An 18,172-nucleotide genomic window follows, 5' to 3' on the forward strand; every position below is an offset into this window, starting at 1 on the left:
GAAAGCAACGAAGAGCCAACGTGATCATCGTGCTGTTAAAGGGCGTTTTCGGTATTGTTGCCGCTGCCGACTCATGAACCCAAAGGTACACATTTTCCCTGCTTCCCTGCTGGGCTAGGTGCGGTGTCGAGGAGGAATATTTATTGCTTCCGTAGGCCATGCATTACAATTGGGCGCAGGAGCTGGTTAGCTGTATCCCAGCTTGTATCCCTCTGGAAAGAATACAGCTGTAAGCCAAGTATTATATGGAATGCACGAGTCTCCCTCGGAAACAAAAAAGGTCTTGCTAGCAAGACCTTTTTTGATCCAGACGGCACGTAGCATTGCCGCCCTACCTCACCTCAACAATATCCAAAGCCCGATTCGCCAACAACTCACTCACCTCAATCACCTGCAAAATCCCCATCGCAACACGCCGCCTCGACCCATCCAGATCAAACGCCAAATCACTGATCATGGCATTCGCCGAAGCCAGGTTCTCACTGAGATTCGCAAGCAAACACTCAGAATCCACACTCGGATCAATCCGAAAAATGGAGTCGGACTTGTCAGACGTTTCGCTCTTAGGCTTGGGTTTCAGGTAAAAATCCAACGCTCGCGTGGCAGCGTCATCGATTTTCTTGTTACGGGCAGACTGAGCACGGGAGACGTGTTCGTTCGTATCAGGAGGGTTCGGAGTATCTTTTGCCATTATCTTGCTTCCTGTAATTGGAGCCATCACCCACTCGCTGCTAAACGATGGGAGGCAGCTGTACGCAGGTTAGCAGACCGGGGAAACAAGAAACCGGCGCGTCCGGGGACGCCCTGCGCACAGCCACCATCAAGTGCAGGAGGGGAGTCCCGACTGGATGACGCCTTGCACAACCTGTTTCACCACGAGCTGCTAAACCCGATCACTGATGAGCAGTGACAGGTCCCAAACTACCGGCGCAACCCAAGGCGAACAAGCCGGCGGATTCTGGCGTAGTTGTAGGCAAAGGCGCAAGGCGACGTCGGCTCGCGAGTTGCGGTTGCCCACTGACTGACAGCCCCATCTGACACTTCACATTGTTCCGGCCCCACATAGCCAGCCCTACCTGTTTTGAGGAAACCGGAACGACCACTTCAAGAAACCTCCTACATCGCACCCCTCTCTTCCCGCGTTAGCGTTTGCGCTGCATTTAGCGGACGAGACTCACTACGTGGCGACACGCAAAAAAGACATCCCCCAGGTCCGAAACCCGCCCGGCGGCGACGGGCATCACGTCACCTATCGGGACATGACCGCCAGCGAACTGGCCGAGCGCGAAGCCCGGCAGTTGGCTTACGAAGCCATGCTTGCCCGGCAGGCAGCCTATGAACGAGAGCGCTGGGCCACGGTGGATAAAAAGCCCGTATTCAGCGTGACCGGAAGCGTGTTTGCCAAGAGCTGCAAGCTCCCCGACGGCATCATCGATTACAGCAACCCCTGCGGCTACGTCCCGGCAGATCTGGTCAAGCAGTACGGCGAACTCATGTGGCTCGGCGGTCGCAGCGCCGATCCATCCGGCACGATCCCCCTCAAGCGGATCGGCGCTGGCACGGTTCCCGTTACCTTGGGCAGGCTCGCGCTGGGCGGTTCGGCAACCTCCTCGGCCGCAGTTGCTGGCGGCACCGTCGGCGCTGCCCTGCTGACAGGCATCGTTGCCCTGCTCTGGCCGTCCAATCTGGGCGATAGCGCACTTTATAGCGAAGACCAGCTACGCGACCTCAAGCAGGCCCGCAGCCGCATGCGCCTGAGCGTCGAGCAGCAGGCCGATGGCAGTCTCAAGGGGTATGGCTTCTATACCGGCCAGCATCCCGATTGGGAAATGGTTGATGTTGTTCAGTTCATACCGCGAGCCGATCAGTTTATCGCCGACCTGGGGGATGGCATCGAGCTGATCTGGACGCCGGCCACCAACCCGTCCGACACCCTCGGCATTCCGGCCCTGGAAGCGGCGCCCCAGGCACCGCCTATTTGGATCTACCCGCCGACGCCGATGGCCGACAGCATCATCGTCGACCCGATCTATCCGCCGGAGTACAAGGATTTCATTCTGGTGTTTCCGGCGGATTCGGGGGTTCGGCCGGTTTATGTGGTTTTGAGTGTTCGTCGAAAGGGCATGACCGAGGCCGGCCACGACTATCATCCAGCCCCGAAAACACATGAAATTATTGGCTTTCCTGGCTTGAAAACAGGCATAAAAAAGACACCCGTGCAAGGAGGTGGAGGCCTACGGCATCGCTGGCTTGATGCTAAGGGCAGAACAATTTATGAATGGGATTCTTCACATGGCGAATTGGAAGCCTATCGCTCAAGTGATGGAAGCCACTTAGGGGCGTTCGATCATATTACTGGCGAGCAGACAAAGGGCCCCAAAAAAAACCGTAATATCAAAAAATATTTGTGAGGATCAAATGGGACTCAAACTCAGACTTGAATGGTTTAGCAAGCAAACCGAATCCTACGAAGGAGAAGAATATTCAAAAGACTTGGGCGAGGACGGCTCTGTCATTGAAGCCCTAGGGATTCCAATCGAAAACAACATAAATAACGGAGGATTTAATGTCCCACAAGAATGGATAAAAATCCTCCAACCTTATTTTCAGCATTCAATTGATTGGCCCACCTACGTCTATCAGGTCTCCTTCGACTATCGAGACAGCTGGTAGGCACGGAGTGAGTGGTCAATTAAAGAGGAATACAGACTCACTCCACATACCGTGCCCGGCTAAAAAACAGTGCCGCTCCGATAGCAATAGCACTGGTTGAAGCGATACCCACATCAAAGCCCGAGATGAAAGATGGCAGCGCAAAAATACTCGCGAATCCCAACGCAAGCAGGGTTATGCCGAGCCATTTCCTGAGGCCGTAGGACTTCATATAAAAAAACAGCAGCAGGAACACCGCGTATGCCAAGGCGTATAGGCCATATTCATTCATAGTTCTAGCCGCCTTGAGAACGCGTTCGTTGGATGTTGAGTAAATCGCCCTGCTGCCGGGTCAAGGGTTTGGAAATCCCGACCATCATTTGGCAGGGTAAATCCTTGACGAGCATTTTGTCGTAGAGCACTCCGGTTTGCCTGTGCCGTTATCGCTTCAGGTCTTCAATCAGCTTACCCACAGCCAAATCAGCCACCCGGAAAAACGCCGCACGCGCAGCTTCAGGATCGGTGGCGTACTGCTCCGGGGTGTAAGCGATGGTGTTGCTTTCATTGAATACCGAAATGGTATTGAAGTTGCGCCAAACCGAGCTGCCGCTGCGTTTCATGGAGGCGTTGACGCCAATGACGGGGTAAAGCACGGTGCTGTAGTTTTTCAGGCTAAGCCCCCACTGCGCGACCATGATTTCAACGTCAGCGTCCGCTCTCTCACCTTGCGCCACGAGGGTGAACAACCCCTCTTGCTTGATGCGCCTCTCGAAGCTTTCACGCACCAGTTGGCCCACATCGATACCGTGGGCCTGCATGTTGTTCAGAATCGCCTGGGAAATATCTACCGTCGCGCCGTCGGCCGCCTTGGTGCCCGCGACCGAACCGGCGCCCGCCAATGCGCTCGTGCCGGCGCTCGATGCCCCGGCGGCCATGCCAGTCGCTGCGCCTGCTCCGGCCCCCAGGCCTGCACCCCACGCCTGAGTCATGCTGGTGTATTGGAAGTTTTCTACCGCAAAGTACACGGGAAGGATCTTGATCGTTTTGATCTGGTGGCGGTCTTCAACGCTCAAAGACTTGGTTACACACCCGGACAGCAGGACGAGCGAAAGCAACGCGAGGATCAACTTTTTCATGGGTGGGAAAACCGATTACCTGGATGAATGAGGGCTCTGGGCATCATGACCGACAACCGTTTCAATAGAAGCGGTCTTCTTCCTTCATGCGATAAATGCTTCCGAACGTCATGAAGGAAATTCCGAAGAACACCAATGTCAGCAACACCCCGCCAGCCATGACGAAGAAGCTGGCGCGATAAGTGTGTAGCTCGGTGGCGATGCTGCTGATCTGGGGGAACCAGCGTGAGTACAGCAGGGGAACGTCACCCCCTACCTCGTACTGAGCATGTTCGTTATAGCGTTGGTCCACGTATTCATCTTCATGGACCTGTTGATCACCGTCGGTATACCGGTAATAAATGATGATGCCGTTTTCATTCATCGGGATGCTTTCCAGTTGCGTCACGGTGCCGTTCACCTCGACAGCGCTCCACCGAATGGCCCCATAAATGGACCCTGAGTGTTTTGCCAGGGAGGCTAGAAGCAACAGCACGCAGCAAGCTACGGTAAGCAGGACGATTCGGTTATACAGGTGGTCTTTTTCAGCTTCGCGTGGGTAAAACATACTCGATCCTTCGCGTAAAATCTTCCGCAAGCCTATCGGCGCTCGACCGAGCGACTTGAATTTTTATTGAGGCCACGACCCGTTCGTTGCTGTCGGCTTGTCGATAAGCAGGCTTCAATGGATTGTTATCCTACCAAGTGTTTCATTTACTTAACAGCACGCCGTTAGCTCTTTCCATTATCGCCAAAAACAGGCGAGTCGATTCGACAAGCGAAGCGGCGCGGCTATATTCACAATGCCTCCATCCTGATTGGATTTGAATCCTTCGCTGTAGATCCTGCCGGAGGGACGTAAGCATCCGAACCGGACTCATCTCCTGTTCTGAGATAACTATGCTCGGACAAAGGAATTCCCCATGGCATTGGTCGACCCTAGAAATAACGAGTACGACGTTTCCAAACTACAAAGTGCAAGCATTATCGGACACGTTACCACTCAGTCTGCACGCATTTGGATTCGCGTCTATACACCAGGAAACTGGAGCTTGGTTTGGTCAAAGAAAGCAATCGAAGGAGATTTGGTAAAGCTGGATGGCAAACCGCTGGCCGAGTTTTTGAAACCGTATAACTGCGCTTATGAGTCATATGCATTCAGCTGGGAAGATGATCTGACCCACACCTTCGACCTTCAGGGCCTGGATCAAGACACGGCTTATTTCTACTATCTAATGACCGACGAGACGGACGGTACGGACACATTCCGCAGGACCGAAATCGGTTGTCATAAGTCACTCGCCTTCAGGACCATGGCTGACGAGATGCTTGATTTCAGCTTTGGGTTCTATAGTTGCCATGATCCGTTTAATGCCAATGGGAGTTATGGCGCCTGGCCTCTATTTCTGGAAAAAATGGATGTTTCAAGCGCTAGATTCGCTATAGGCGGTGGCGATCAGGTGTATGTCGATTGTCAGGAAAGCAAGCACTTTCCTGACATCTGGGAGTGGTTGAAGGACAACAAGGACGACTTGATCGCAGAGTGTTCCACAAAAGGTAAGCTTGACCTTAAAAAGCTCGACGCGTACCTGCTCAATCTGTATCGCTGGTACTATCGAGTGTATTGGAAATTCCCACACCTCCAGGAAGCGTTCTCCAAATACCCGCAATACATGATCTGGGATGATCATGAAATCATGGATGGCTGGGGTTCTCGTACCGACGAAGAGCGAATCGCAATAATTTCCAGATACTTCGAACGCGATGACAAGGTAATAGATAGAAAATTGGTTAATTCAATGTGGACGGCGGCGCGGACGGCTTACTTTGAATATGCGCACAGCCACAATCCCGAGACTGGCGTTTCCAAAGACTCCTTGAAAAAACCAGAGACCTGTATCTGGGATTACGGTTTTGAAAAAGGAGGCATTCCATTTTATATGCTTGACATGCGTGGACATCACGACGTCGAAACCCCAGAAAAGAAGAACTTTCTTCTCGGCACAAAACAAATCGAACGATTCCAAGGATGGTTGAAAAGTAGCGCGAACTCATCCTCCCCCTTGTTATTTGTGGTTAGCCCGGTGCCATTCGTTCACTGGAAATCGGTGCTCTTGACGGCTGGATCCTGGCTTGACTCCGCCAAAGATGATTGCATGGATGAGTGGGACCATAGCAGCAACCATGCAGAGCGAAACATCCTGCTCGACTCCATCTTTCCAGCGCTGGACAAAGGCGGCAAGACACTTGTGTTCATCAGTGGCGACGTTCACTGTGCCGCTGCGTTTCGACTGAGTCATGATAAATATCGTAAAGCCAGTATTTATCAGGTGACCTCCAGCGCTATTTCCCGAATGCCCGCCGGGCAGTTCGCCGGAACCGGGATCGCAAATTCTGGAAAGATCAGCGGCCATGACTCGATCTATTTCGAGCATCTTTTCAGTCACTCGGAAGATAAAAACTTTGCGATTTTCCATGTGACGGGCGGTGCTTCAGCTTCTGTAGACCTGTGTTGGCCTGGTGGCACCCAAGGAGAGGCGGTGGTGAAGACACTCCGACTTCGATAGCCGAATCGATCACCTATTCTGACGCAGTCCCCTCTTCCACAGGCAAGCCTCCATGATCCAGTGCAAACGCGCCTATGAAACAGCCAGCCCCGAGGATGGCGTGCGCGTTTTGGTGGATCGCCTATGGCCACGCAATTGTCGCAAGGACGAACTCGCCATAGCCGAGTGGCTGCCGGAGGTCGGGCCTTCCCATGAGTTGCGCAAGGCATTCAAGGCGGGGGCTGTTTCGTTCGAGCAGTTCAAAGTCGCCTACCGCAAAGAGCTGGCCGCGCAGCCGCAGTGTTGGTGGCGGTTGGTGGATGTTGCCCAGGGCGGCCACCTCACCCTGGTGTATGCCGCTAAGTCCACGGTCGAGAACAATGCCGTGGTGTTGGCTGAATGGTTGGAGGATGAGGTGGAGAAACGGGCAGACGCGAGTTCACCGGTTTGCTATCGATCCGAGTTCCCCGGCCATTGATGTCAACTGAATTCATCGCCGATCAGTGCGGTGCTGCGGCTCCTTGGAACGCACCGAATCCATCATCGTGATCAAACTCCAACAGGTAGCTCTCGGTCACATGCCCGCCGGGAGCGACGTAGCTCGCCAGCAGTGCGTGCAGGTCGTTACACAGGTCGGTTCGCGATTGGTAGGCGCCGACGCCGTAGTTGGGATCGAAGAGTCGCCCCGTCTGGCCGTCGTCAAAGGACGCTGCGACGGCGTGACCACCGCCGCCCTCCGGGCCATCGACGTAGTAGAACGAAATAATGAAGTGATGGGCCCCGGGCCGCTGGAGGATGTCGAGGATGATGTGGCTGGCGACCCCGTCGAGGTAGCTCGCGTCTCTGGTCGAGCCTCGTTCGATGATCGCCTCGGCGGTGATGTCCAGTGCCATGATCACGCCGAGAAACATATTGGCAGTCAGCACCTGCTGAGCCTCGGTGATCTCCCCCCTTCTGGCCCGCAACGCATCGACACAGTCATAAGGCGCACCGATCGCGACCCAGAGCGTACTGAAACCGAAGCACACGCCCAGGCCGTCCCCGCCAAACCAGGGAATCGCCCCGCCGAATAGAGCGCCTTGTCCTTCCCATCTGGTGCTCTGATGCGCTCGGGGGAAGGTGAACATGGGGGTTTTCTCCAGGGGGCGGTTTCCGTCAACGGTAGACGAGGGGTAGCCTGGGCGCCATTTTTCGGGTGTGTTGTGTTGGAGGGTTTGGGGCTGCTGCGCAGCCCAGCGGGAGCAAGCTCCCTCGCCACGGTTTTGTTGAGCATTGTTGAAGGGGGGGCAGCTTCATTCAGCGAGTCGTTCAGTCAGTGCTTCAAGGCATCACATTGAGCGCGCAGGTCGCTGTTGGAGATCGAGCCGCAGTTGCCATTGCCGGTCTTGGCTTCACAGAGATAGCGCTGGTCACTGTCGGTGATGCCGCCGCAACTGCCGTTGCCGGTCTCGGCCTCGCAGGCGTAACGCAGGTTGCTGTTGGAGATCGAACCGCAGCTACCGTTGCCGGTCTTGGCATCGCAGTAATAACGTTGGTCACTGTCGCGGATGCTGCCGCAACTGCCGTTGCCGGTCTCGGCCTCGCAGGCGTAACGCAGGTCGCTGTTGGAGATCGAGCCGCAGCTGCCATTGCCGTTCTTGGCATCACAGTAATAACGCTGGTCGCTGTCGGTTATGCTGCCGCAGCTAGCAAAGGCATAACCGCTAAGCATCCACAGCACCACAAAAACAACTCTCATCACTCTCTTCCCTGATTGGCCGGAACGAACCGGCGTTGTTTTGCCCAACTGGGCCCGCGCAGTTTAGAGCGCAGGCTGGGTGGGTGGAAGAGTCTGAATAGACGACGCTCACACTGTCTCAGTGCCTGCCTTTGAGCATCGGCAGTGGATCGCGGCGCTGGATAATTTTTTGGGGCTGCTACGCGGCCCAGCGGGACGGTGCGACGCTTCGCTAAATCCCCTCGCCACACTGGGTTTGTTTGCTTGGGCTGGGTGATGTCGCTGAGGAACGGCTAAGATGGCGCAGGTAAAAATCACAGGGAAAGGCAGGCGTGATGGCAGCTCGTTTTGATCCGTTGGTTCATATCGATTGGAAAACACCCGGCGGCGAGTTGCTGGCTCTGTTGCAGCATTACTATCCCGACATCGGCGTGTTTGCCGGCCCGGGGTTCGAGGCGCTGTTGGATGAGTTGTCCAACGAGATGCCCGAGGTCTGCTTCGAGGCGCTGGCGCCGGTGTTGGCGGCTCAGGGTTATGACTTGTGGAACCTGGATGCCGGTGGCGATGATTATCGGCCGGTGGTTTTTCCCTCGGATCAGCGCGAGGCGTTTGCCAAGCACTGGCAAAGCCCGCGCGGGGAGCTGAGGTTCACGGCAACGTTGATCGAGCCCACTGCGGTGAAAGCACGCAAGCCGGCCAAACCCAAGCGCAGCAAGTTGAACTGGCTGCAGGAAGTCCATGACTATCCCGGCGCCACCTATGTGCATGAATACAACTACCGCAACGGTTGGGCTGCCATCACCGAGCAGGACGAAGACCAGTGGTTGTGCTTTCTGATCGATTACAACCAATGGCCGCCCGCCGAGCAGGACATGCTCGAACACCGGACCGATGGCGTGGACGGCGCGGACTTGCAGCTCATCGATGCCGACGCCCAGCGCAGCCTGTGGAAACGTCGGGTGATACGCGGCGACTACAGTGCGGACGACCGTTACCAATACGAAATTCGGCAAGGCGATGAGATCGCGGCATTCGGGCCTGCCGGGGTGCAGTGGCCGGATTTTGAACAGCCTTGCGTGGTGGTGGGCTCGGAGATATTCGAACGCCAGCGTATTTACGAACCCGAGCATTTGACGCGGATCTGGCTGATCACGGCGGACAGCAGCGAGGTGATTTTCGAGTACGCGGATGAACTGACGATCCTGCCCGTCGGCCCTGGTCGCTTGCTGTTCATGCAGCACAACGGCCCGCGCTGCTGGACTTGGAGTCAAGAATCGCCGCACCAAGCCATCGCCGCCAAACCGATGCCCGCTGAGGCTTACAAGCTGCGGGCGTCAACCGTGTACCTGGGGGGGAACGAGGTTCTGCTGTTCAGTGAAGGCGCGCGGCAGAACGTCGAGCATTCGGGTTATCAGGAGACGGTGCTGTTGGCGTGGCGCTTCAACTTCATGACCGGCACTGCGACGAAGGCGACATTGGATGGTTTCGGCAGTGAGCTACGCCAGGACACGCGCCTGCTTGTCACGCAGCCCAAGCAGGTCATTACCTTGCGCACGTTTCATGGGCAGCTTCATGTGTCCCGGGGGCATGGGGATTGGTGGGTGTGGAGTTATCGCGCCAATACGTTTGGGTCGCAGACGCTGGCGTGGTTTTGGAATCAGGGCAGTGATGAGGTGGTGAAGCTGTCGAGCAAGGACATCCCGCGTATTAAGCCGGATGTTCGTTATGTGCCGGCGCAGGATCGCTATCTGGCGTTTGAGACGGAGTTTGTGGCGCGGTTGCCGGAGTTCAGTGAGATGGTTGAAGCCAAGGGGTGTGAGATTCTGGTGTTTGAGTGAGGCGGTTTTGCCTCACCGCGATCCTTCGAACACATCAGCTTTTGTGGCGAGGGAGCTTGCTCCCGCTCGGCTCTGTAGGAGCTGCCGGAGGCTGCGATCTTTTGATCTTGAGCGTTCGCTCCAGACTCAACGGGCAATGAAAGATCGCAGCCTCGTTGCACTCGACAGCTCCTACACACAACCCAGCGGGAGCAAGCTCCCTCGCCACAGATTTGCTTAGATGCTTAGCACCCCACGAAACCCACGCGCCGCGTAATACGACTGCACGCCATTGTGGTAGATGAACACCCGGCCATAACGATAGTCGCCAAAAATCGCCCCATCGAGGGAGCGAAGCGCTGGAGGGGTTGCCAGCCAACTGGACGTTTTTGCATCAAACTCGCCGAGCGTTTGCAGGGCTCGGTACTGCTCTTCCGTCAGCAGGGCGATACCCATCTCTTCGGCCATTTCGACGGCACTGCCTTTGGGCTTGTTCTCCTTGCGTGCGTCCAGGGCGGCGCGGTCGTAGCAGAGGCTTCGGCGACCGGTTGGGCTTTCTTTGGCGCAATCGCAGAAGGTGACAGCAGCGGTTTTCGGATCGAGGCCGATCACGTCTGGCTCGCCTCCGGTGGCTTCCATGGCCTGGAGGGACTTCAGGGCATTGGGGTTGGTTTCGAGCTTGACCTGGACGTCGGCCCAGAGGATGTCTGGGTGACGGTTCAGGTTTTTTTCGAAGCGGGTTTTCAGGATTTGGATGAGGTTGTCTTGTTCTTGTTTTTTCATGGTTCGGGTGTCCGCCGGTGATCGGTTGATCAATGATAGTGACTTCTAGAGACGCTGAGTCATGCCCAAATGGTTATAGGAAATGCGTCAGACGCTCTGCTGAGCTTTCGTCCGGTTAACCTCAACCAGGACAGCGATGTTTGCGTGCGCTTCTTTGAGGACATGCTGCTGTGTGCGTTTGGTTCTGCACAACAGCTTCACGGCCCCGATGGTAGGCAGCGATACCTTCAGTCGCTGCAAGAAACAGCAGCCGAGGCTCCTGGCAGCGTTGTCCATGCCTGGGATGAAACACGGATCGTGGGGCAGATAGAGATGTCGCTGCTGAAGACAGAACCTGCAGTGGGCTACATCCACTTCTTCTATCTCACCCCTGAGTGGCGATCCCGCGGTGCAGGAAAGTTGTTGCTGGCTTACGCGACCCACTTTCTTGCAGGGCTGGGCTGCGAGCGGATGAGATTGTCGGTGAGCGAAACGAACCAAAGGGCGGCGCGGTTTTATCGTCACCATGGCTGGGCTGATATCGGACCCAGGCAAGATAAGCCAGAGCTGCGCTTGATGGAAAAGCCCATTAGCTCGGCGGTGGCGGCAACCGTATGACCTAAGATGAAGTCACCCGTAGCGTCCATCACTGAACACATGAGACCCCTATGAAGAACTTCACGATTCAACGTATTGACCACATCGTCCTGCGGGTAAAAGACATCGAACGCAGCCCCTGTGGGAACGAGCTTGCTCGCGATGGCGGCGTATCAGCCAGCAGATTGGTTGACTGTAAATCCGCTATCGCGAGCAAGCTCGCTCCCACAGGGGGTTGGAGGCCTGCTTAGCTGTTTGTCAGGCGCTGAACTGCTTGATCCAATCAAGGCCTGCCACGGTAGAGTCGGTGGGACGGTATTCACAGCCGATCCAGCCTTGATAGCCGCGCAGCTCCAGGTCTGCGAACAAAGCCGCAAAATCCATATTCCCCGTCCCCGGTTCATGACGCCCCGGGCAGTCGGCAATTTGCACATGGACGGTTCGGTCATAGAAGCGAGCCAGGATATCCGCCGCGTCCCCGGTCAACCGTTGGGCGTGGTAAAGATCGAGGATCAGCCCAACACTCGGGAACGTCTCCAGCACCTGTTGCGCCTTGCTGAAGTCGGACATGTAGTAGTCCGGCATTTCCTGCACGCAGATGACTTCAATCAGCGGCCGCAGCCCCTGGTCCTCAAGGAATTTGACGGCGTACTCCAGGTTGCGCCCATAGATCAGCGCGGCGTCTTCCTGGGTCGTAACGCCCGACATGATGTGGACATCCGAACACGCCAGCGCCTTGGCATAGCGAGCAGCCTGGAGCAAGCCGCTGCGAAACGCCTCTTCCTGGCCGTGCAAGGCTGCGATGCCTTTGGTCACGCCAGCCGGTGCGGCGAACTGGATCAGTGGCAGGTTGTGTTGAGTCAGGTGATCGGCCAGGAGACTGGCGTCGAACTCGTAGGGCGACGGGAATTCCACCGCGCGAAACCCGGCAGCGGCGGCGGCTTCGATGCGTTGTAGAAAAGGCACTTCATTGAATTGAAAACCGAGGTGAGCGTTGAACTTGGGCATGGGGTAAATCATCCATCCTGGGAAGAAACGAAATCGTCCGTTTAGAGCAACTTGCGCAGCGCCAGCACGGCACTGTCGGGTGTGGTCAGTACTGGCAGACCGGAGCGAGCCTGGGCCTGTTCGGCAGCACCGGTCATCGAAAACTGGGCGAAGCAGATCAAGTCGCAATCCTTAACCTGAGCGGCCATTTCCACGATGGCGGCATCGTGGGCTTGCGGGTTGCCGTCTTTCAACGCCTGCAATGCACCCGGAACGAAGTAGGGCACCACTTCCACCGCGCGACCACTGCGCTCTACCGCTTGCTTGAACTCGGGCATCATCGAGGTAATGGTGGGTTCGAACGTTGCCAGCACAGCAATGCGCGATGCCTGGCTCAGCGCCTGGTCGATCATGGCTTCGTTCGGCTTGAGCACGGGAATGGCCACTTCGGGTTTCACCAGGTCGATGGCATCGCCAAACGCCGAGCAGGTAAACAGAATGGCATCCGCCGCGCTTTGTACGGCGTAGTGGGACAGCGTCAGGAAGCGCGCCTTCATGCTCGTGGTCAACTCGCCCTCTTCCACCCGGTCCTGGGGCAGCGAGTCCTCAAGCAGATTGATGATCCGCGCCTGCGGCCAATGCCGGGCAAAGGCTGCCGTGATGGGCTCGATTGCCAAAGGGGTTGCGTGGATCATAAAAATTCGTGGAGCCTTCATGCTTATGCCATTCTCCAGATCATGTTTTTTGCACGGTATCAGAAGCCCCGATAGCGTGCGGAATTCCTGTGGCAAAAAACAATGCGGCACTGAGCACATGAGGCCTGTATGAAGAACTTCACGATTCAACGTATCGACCACATCGTCCTGCGCGTAAAAGACCTCGAGCGCAGCCTCGCTTTCTACACGTCGGTGCTTGGTTGCGAGCTCAAGAAGCGCCGGGACGATCTTGGCATGCTTCATCTGGGCACCGGTGTTTCGATGATTGACCTGGTGGCCGTCGACGGGCCTCTCGGTCGCCAAGGTGGACCGGCGCCCGGTAAGCAAGGGCACAACGTCGATCACCTCTGCCTGCGTATCGAGCCGTTTGATGAACAGGCCCTCCTCGCGCATTTGGCCTCGGCCGGCCTGTCCGTTGAGAAAGCGCAGATGCGCTATGGCGCGGAGGGCAAGGGCTGGTCGATCTACTGCTTCGATCCGGATGGCAACCAGATCGAGTTGAAGGGGCCGGCGTTGGAGCCCTGAGTTCAACAGACTCGGTGCCCGCTCGCGCTTGCTGCGAACACTGGCACCAAGGAAAAACCATTGCATTTGCAATTACATTGAAGAGTGCAGTATGGTCCCGGCATTACCCAATGCACGGAGCGCCTTGGTTCATGATCGGTTTTTCCACTTTCAAAAAAACACCTGACACAGGGCGAGCGGCTCAGGTCTGCATCGAAAAAATCCGAACGTACACGGCTTGCGCATCTCCGCTCTGCACCATGATCGATATTGCCAACCGATTGGAAAGTGATTCGGGCGCCGCCCAAAATATCTGGGTCATACGCCCCCACCTGCGGTCGGACGACATCAAGCAATCGCTTATCAGCGCCTGGCCCCTGCGCTTCAGCGCCACGGCCCGCGCCAGTGAAAAACCACTGCTGTACCTGACCCGTTCCGCGACGTCGGCCGAGCTTTGCGCACTGTCCAATGAATCGGCCAACCGGGGCATTTTGTGCAATGACATAGAGACCTCGCCTTCGCGCTGGCCCAAGGGCGCCCATCCCTGGGTACCGCTCTGGTTGGTCGCCAACCCGCAATGCCTGCCGTTCGACCCCGCCAGTGGTGCCGAGGCGCACGCCATTGCGCTGGCGGCTTTGCAAAGTTTGTATGTGGAAGGCAATGACGGCTTTTACTACATGGCGCTTCACGACCAACCTGATGACTTCATCGCGCCCACCGAGCACCTCTGCGCGAGCCAGGCCCTCAAGGGCATGTACAGGCTCGCCGGGATCGATACCGATTCAGCGCTTCCTCGGGTGCGCTTGCTGGGTGCAGGGTTGGCCTTGCAGTCGGTGATAGCGGCGGCGCACATGTTGCGCGACGACTGGGGCGTCGCCAGCGAGTTGTGGAGTTGCCCCAGCTACACCCGCCTGGCCCGCGACGCAGACAAAACACAACGTTGGAATCGCTTGCATCCGGGGATGCCGCGACGGTCGGCGCATTTGCTCGATTGCCTCGACACCGAAGACTGGCCGGTGGTGGCCGTGACCGGGTATGCCCAGCATGTCGCCGAGCAGATCGGAGCCCATGTCAGATCACGGTTCGTGGCGCTCGGCGCTGACTCGACCGGCCCGGCCATGGGCAAGGTGGATAAGCACTGGATCGTGGTACTGGCCCTGCAAGCCTTGGTTCAGGAGGGCGCCATCACCCAGGCACATGTCGAACAGGCCATGGCGCGGTATCAGTTGGGATGAGCAGGCCGGCGTCAGCGCGCTCGTCCGCTGTTGCGCGCGGCACTGGCCGCTCGCTCCAGCGCGTCGCTGAAGACGCGCTGCTGTGCGTCATCGAATTGCGCCAAGAACAATTCGTCCACCGCCCCTTCGTAAATGTTCCACATCTTTTTGCGCAATACCTTCCCGCTCTCGGTGATGGCGGCGTACGCACCTCGACCGTCATCGCTGGCACGGCTGCGGGTGACCAGGCCTTCGGCCTCCAGGCGGTCCACCAGGCGGGTGAGGTTGTAGCGTTCGATGGCCATGACATCGGCCAGTTCGCTCATGCGCCGTGCGCCGTCGGGACCGCTCTCCAGGCCCCATAACGCGTCGTACCACGCGTAGGCCGGCAGCCCGGCGGCCGCCAGCCGACGCTCGATTTCGCGGATCAGGCAACGGTGGGCCCTGACGAATCTGAACCAGGTATCCGGCTCGCTGGAAGACATGCAGCACCTTTCTCAAGAAATCGATTTAGTTGCAATTGTAGCGCGCGGCAGGCTAAGTTCTCGCACGTAGTTGCAAGTGCAACTACAAAATTCTCGAAGGTTGGCGTCGACCCACGCCCCTTAGTCAGGCACCAAACGACTCGGTGCTGCAGCACTGTCCAGGAGACGACAACGATGGCACAACAATCCATGTTTCTCGACGAGGATCCACAAGAGACTCGCGAATGGCTCGAATCCATTGAATCGGTGGCGAGCGTCGAGGGGCGGTCTCGCGCCCACTACCTGATTGACCAGATGCTGGATTTCGACGCCAACCGCCACGGTAATTTCTACGGGCGCGTGACGACGCCTTACGTCAATACGATCCCGGTCGAGCGTCAACAGCCCTACCCCGGCGACCTGGCCGTGGAGCGTCGGATCAATGCCTATATCCGCTGGAACGCACTGGCCATGGTGTTGCGCGCCGGCAAGCATTCGAACGTGGGTGGGCACATCGCCTCCTATGCCTCGGCGGCCGTTCTCTACGATGTGGGCTTCGAGCACTTCTTCCGTGGCCGCACCGAGCAGTTCGGTGGCGACATGGTGTACATCCAGGGCCACTCCTCGCCGGGCATCTACGGGCGCGCCTATCTGGAAGGTCGCCTGGACGAAGCACAGCTGGACAACTTCCGCCGCGAGGCCGACCGCGACGGTGTTTCGTCCTATCCGCACCCAAGGCTCATGCCGGATTTCTGGCAGTTCCCCACGGTGTCCATGGGGCTCGGGCCGATCACCGCCGCCTACCAGGCGCGGTTCATGCGTTACCTGGAAGATCGCGGGCTGAAGGAACATCAGGGGCGTAAAGTCTGGGCGTTCCTCGGTGACGGTGAAATGGACCAGCCGGAATCGCTGGCGGCAATTTCCCTCGCGGGCAGGGAGAAGCTCGACAACATCATTTTTGTCGTCAACTGCAACTTGCAGCGCCTCGACGGACCGGTGCGCGGCAACAGCAAGGTGATCCAGGAATTCGAAAGCCTGTACCGCGCAGCCGGCTGGAACGTCATCAAGGTGATCTGGGGCAGCGGTTGGGATGCGCTGTTGGAAAAGGACAAGACCGGCCTGCTACGCCAGCGGATGATGGAGTGCGTCGACGGCGACTATCAGAACTACAAGTCCCAGAACGGCGCCTATGTGCGAGAGCATTTCTTCGGCAAATACCCCGAGTTGCAGGCGCTGGTCAGTGACCTGAGCGATGACGACATCTGGAAGCTGTCGCGCGGCGGCCATGACCCGGAGAAGGTCTACAACGCCTACGCCGCCGCCATGCGCCACACCGGCGGGCCTACGGTCATCCTGGCGAAAACCGTGAAAGGCTTCGGCATGGGCGAAGCGGGCGAAGGCCAGAACATCAACCACCAACTCAAGAAGATGGGCGAGGACGCGGTCAAGGCGTTCCGTGATCGTTTCGGCCTGGACCTCACGGATGATCAACTGGGCGACATGCCCTATCTCAAGCCGGCAGCGGACAGCGTCGAAGCGCTTTACCTGCAAGCCCGGCGCACTCAGTTGGGCGGCTACGTGCCTGCGCGCTTCAGTGCGGTGGAGCCTTTGCAGATCCCGCCATTATCGACCTTGGACACCCAGCTCAAAGGCACCGGCGAGCGGGCGATCTCCACCACCATGGCCTTCGTGCGCATCCTCGGCACGCTGCTCAAGGACCCGAACATCGGCAAGCTGATCGTGCCGATCGTCCCGGACGAATCACGCACTTTCGGTATGGAAAGCCTGTTCCGCCAGATCGGTATCCACTCCCACGTCGGCCAGCTGTATACGCCGCAAGACGCCGGCCAGTTGAGCTATTACAAGGAAGCCCGGGATGGCCAGATCATGCAGGAGGGGTTGAACGAGTCCGGCGGGATTTCTTCGTGGATTGCCGCGAGCACTTCCTACAGCACCCATGGCGTGATGACGGTGCCCTTCTACATTTTCTACTCGATGTTCGGCTTCCAGCGCGTCGGCGACCTCGCCTGGGCCGCTGGCGATGCCCGCGCCCGGGGGTTCCTGCTCGGCGCCACGTCCGGCCGAACCACATTGATGGGCGAAGGCCTGCAACATGACGACGGCCACAGCCATGTGCTGTCCTCCACCATCCCCTGCTGCGTGTCCTACGACCCGACCTACGCCTATGAACTGGCGGTGATCATCCAGGACGGCATGCGGCGAATGTATGTCGACAACGAGGACATTTATTACTACATCACCCTGCTCAACGAAAACTATGCCCATCCGCCCATGCCCGAAGGGGTCGAGCAAGATATTCTGAAAGGCATGTACCGGCTCTCAGCCCCTGCGCAGCCCAACGAAGGCAAGCATGTGCAACTCATGGGCTGCGGTTCGATCCTGCGCGAAGTCGCCGCCGCCGCGCAGTTGCTGGAGCAGGACTTCGGCGTCAGCAGCGAAGTGTGGAGCGTCACCAGCCTGACCGAACTGCGTCGGGACGGCCAGGATGCCGAACGCTGGAACCTGCTCCATCCACAGCAGGTACCTCGTATCAGCCATGTTGAAAGCTGCTTGCTGGATAAGCAGGGGCCGGTGGTGGTCGCGACCGACTACATGAAGATATTCGCTGACCAGATCCGCCCGTTCGTGCCCAAACGCCGCTTCGTGGCCTTGGGCACCGACGGCTTTGGCCAGTCGGACACCCGTGAATCGCTGCGCAGGTTCTTCGAAGTGGATCGCCATTTCATCGTATTGGCGGCCTTGAAGGCGCTGGCCGATGACGGGGCGATAGCGCGGGAAAAAGTCGCCGAGGCGATTGTGCTTTATGGCATTGACCCGGAGAAACAGAACCCGACAGCGGTTTGAGCCCTTCCCGCTTGCAGCGGCGTCCCCGGGGTCGGTGGTGAACGCCGTATTTGCAAGCATCCGAGATCAAAACTGTGGGAGCGAGCCTGCTCGCGAAGGCGGTCTGTCTGAGACGGTGATGTTGGCTGTGCCGCCGTCATCGCGAGCAAGCTCGCTCCCACAGGAGGGGCGGTGGTGAACGCTGCATTTGCAAACACCCGCTCCCACAGGGGATTG

Annotated in this window: 19 protein-coding genes; 9 read left to right on the forward strand and 10 right to left on the reverse strand. The window is 57.6% G+C overall.

What is annotated here, in order from left to right; translation table 11 throughout:
• Positions 1-331 precede the first annotated feature (331 nt).
• Positions 332-691: a DUF6124 family protein gene (locus AB4Z20_RS15830; RefSeq protein ID WP_442090202.1), complete on the reverse strand. Its 360-nt coding sequence runs from the start codon at positions 689-691 to the stop codon at positions 332-334.
• Positions 692-1,181: 490 nt separating this feature from the next.
• Here AB4Z20_RS15830 and AB4Z20_RS15835 point away from each other — a divergent pair, with 490 nt between their 5' ends.
• Positions 1,182-2,411, forward strand: a complete 1,230-nt coding sequence (locus AB4Z20_RS15835) for a colicin E3/pyocin S6 family cytotoxin (protein ID WP_442090203.1) — start codon at positions 1,182-1,184, stop codon at positions 2,409-2,411.
• A 7-nt stretch (positions 2,412-2,418) separates the two neighbouring features.
• Entirely contained in the window at positions 2,419-2,673 is a 255-nt protein-coding gene (locus tag AB4Z20_RS15840) for a colicin E3-like toxin immunity protein (RefSeq protein WP_442090204.1), read from the forward strand.
• 37 nt (positions 2,674-2,710) lie between these two features.
• Here the strand turns inward: AB4Z20_RS15840 and AB4Z20_RS15845 are convergent, their stop codons facing one another.
• The 3 genes from AB4Z20_RS15845 to AB4Z20_RS15855 all read right to left on the reverse strand — a co-directional run bounded on the left by AB4Z20_RS15845 (position 2,711) and on the right by AB4Z20_RS15855 (position 4,335).
• Positions 2,711-2,944: a hypothetical protein gene (locus AB4Z20_RS15845; protein ID WP_442090205.1), complete on the reverse strand. Its 234-nt coding sequence runs from the start codon at positions 2,942-2,944 to the stop codon at positions 2,711-2,713.
• A 148-nt stretch (positions 2,945-3,092) separates the two neighbouring features.
• On the reverse strand, positions 3,093-3,788 hold the full coding sequence (locus AB4Z20_RS15850) for a hypothetical protein (RefSeq protein ID WP_442090206.1): 696 nt from the start codon (positions 3,786-3,788) through the stop codon (positions 3,093-3,095).
• Positions 3,789-3,849: 61 nt separating this feature from the next.
• A complete protein-coding gene (locus tag AB4Z20_RS15855) occupies positions 3,850-4,335 on the reverse strand; it encodes a hypothetical protein (RefSeq protein WP_442090207.1) in 486 nt (161 codons plus the stop codon).
• A gap of 355 nt (positions 4,336-4,690) precedes the next feature.
• On the opposite strand from AB4Z20_RS15855, the gene AB4Z20_RS15860 reads away from it, so the two are divergent.
• Together AB4Z20_RS15860 and AB4Z20_RS15865 are read left to right on the forward strand one after the other, a co-directional pair.
• Positions 4,691-6,334 carry an alkaline phosphatase D family protein gene (locus AB4Z20_RS15860; RefSeq protein WP_442090208.1) on the forward strand — a complete coding sequence of 548 codons (1,644 nt, stop codon included), beginning with the start codon at positions 4,691-4,693 and terminating at the stop codon, positions 6,332-6,334.
• Positions 6,335-6,386: 52 nt separating this feature from the next.
• Positions 6,387-6,791, forward strand: a complete 405-nt coding sequence (locus tag AB4Z20_RS15865) for a DUF488 domain-containing protein (RefSeq protein WP_442090209.1) — start codon at positions 6,387-6,389, stop codon at positions 6,789-6,791.
• A gap of 22 nt (positions 6,792-6,813) precedes the next feature.
• Here the strand turns inward: AB4Z20_RS15865 and AB4Z20_RS15870 are convergent, their stop codons facing one another.
• Together AB4Z20_RS15870 and AB4Z20_RS15875 are read right to left on the reverse strand one after the other, a co-directional pair.
• Positions 6,814-7,440, reverse strand: a complete 627-nt coding sequence (locus AB4Z20_RS15870; RefSeq protein ID WP_442090210.1) for a YopT-type cysteine protease domain-containing protein — start codon at positions 7,438-7,440, stop codon at positions 6,814-6,816.
• A 185-nt stretch (positions 7,441-7,625) separates the two neighbouring features.
• The gene (locus AB4Z20_RS15875; RefSeq protein WP_442090211.1) at positions 7,626-8,051 is read right to left on the reverse strand and encodes a hypothetical protein; all 426 of its coding nucleotides are present in this window, start codon (positions 8,049-8,051) and stop codon (positions 7,626-7,628) included.
• Between the two features lie 314 nt (positions 8,052-8,365).
• Between AB4Z20_RS15875 and AB4Z20_RS15880 the strand changes: the two genes are divergently transcribed.
• Complete coding sequence (locus AB4Z20_RS15880; RefSeq protein WP_442090212.1) at positions 8,366-9,868, forward strand: DUF6630 family protein; 1,503 nt, start codon at positions 8,366-8,368, stop codon at positions 9,866-9,868.
• Between the two features lie 216 nt (positions 9,869-10,084).
• On the opposite strand, the gene AB4Z20_RS15885 is transcribed toward AB4Z20_RS15880, so the two are convergent.
• Positions 10,085-10,630 carry a DUF4256 domain-containing protein gene (locus tag AB4Z20_RS15885; RefSeq protein WP_442090213.1) on the reverse strand — a complete coding sequence of 182 codons (546 nt, stop codon included), beginning with the start codon at positions 10,628-10,630 and terminating at the stop codon, positions 10,085-10,087.
• Between the two features lie 69 nt (positions 10,631-10,699).
• Between AB4Z20_RS15885 and AB4Z20_RS15890 the strand changes: the two genes are divergently transcribed.
• Positions 10,700-11,227, forward strand: coding sequence for a GNAT family N-acetyltransferase (locus AB4Z20_RS15890; protein ID WP_258690388.1), 528 nt, complete (start codon positions 10,700-10,702; stop codon positions 11,225-11,227).
• A gap of 237 nt (positions 11,228-11,464) precedes the next feature.
• On the opposite strand, the gene AB4Z20_RS15895 is transcribed toward AB4Z20_RS15890, so the two are convergent.
• Both AB4Z20_RS15895 and AB4Z20_RS15900 read right to left on the reverse strand, forming a co-directional pair.
• Complete coding sequence (locus AB4Z20_RS15895) at positions 11,465-12,214, reverse strand: hydroxypyruvate isomerase family protein (RefSeq protein WP_442090214.1); 750 nt, start codon at positions 12,212-12,214, stop codon at positions 11,465-11,467.
• Between the two features lie 41 nt (positions 12,215-12,255).
• Complete coding sequence (locus tag AB4Z20_RS15900) at positions 12,256-12,909, reverse strand: aspartate/glutamate racemase family protein (protein ID WP_442090215.1); 654 nt, start codon at positions 12,907-12,909, stop codon at positions 12,256-12,258.
• A 108-nt stretch (positions 12,910-13,017) separates the two neighbouring features.
• Here AB4Z20_RS15900 and AB4Z20_RS15905 point away from each other — a divergent pair, with 108 nt between their 5' ends.
• Complete coding sequence (locus AB4Z20_RS15905; protein ID WP_024616242.1) at positions 13,018-13,434, forward strand: VOC family protein; 417 nt, start codon at positions 13,018-13,020, stop codon at positions 13,432-13,434.
• Between the two features lie 131 nt (positions 13,435-13,565).
• Positions 13,566-14,648 (forward strand): transketolase-like TK C-terminal-containing protein, encoded by a 1,083-nt coding sequence (locus AB4Z20_RS15910; RefSeq protein WP_442090216.1) that lies wholly within the window; start codon positions 13,566-13,568, stop codon positions 14,646-14,648.
• Between the two features lie 11 nt (positions 14,649-14,659).
• Here the strand turns inward: AB4Z20_RS15910 and AB4Z20_RS15915 are convergent, their stop codons facing one another.
• Positions 14,660-15,112, reverse strand: a complete 453-nt coding sequence (locus AB4Z20_RS15915) for a MarR family winged helix-turn-helix transcriptional regulator (protein WP_442090217.1) — start codon at positions 15,110-15,112, stop codon at positions 14,660-14,662.
• A gap of 174 nt (positions 15,113-15,286) precedes the next feature.
• Between AB4Z20_RS15915 and aceE the strand changes: the two genes are divergently transcribed.
• Entirely contained in the window at positions 15,287-17,956 is a 2,670-nt protein-coding gene (gene aceE, locus AB4Z20_RS15920; protein ID WP_442090218.1) for a pyruvate dehydrogenase (acetyl-transferring), homodimeric type, read from the forward strand.
• The last annotated feature ends 216 nt before the right edge of the window (positions 17,957-18,172 follow it).

It is taken from the genome of Pseudomonas sp. KB_12 (genome assembly GCF_052114545.1).
GTDB classification, from domain to species: Bacteria; Pseudomonadota; Gammaproteobacteria; order Pseudomonadales; family Pseudomonadaceae; genus Aquipseudomonas; species Aquipseudomonas brassicacearum.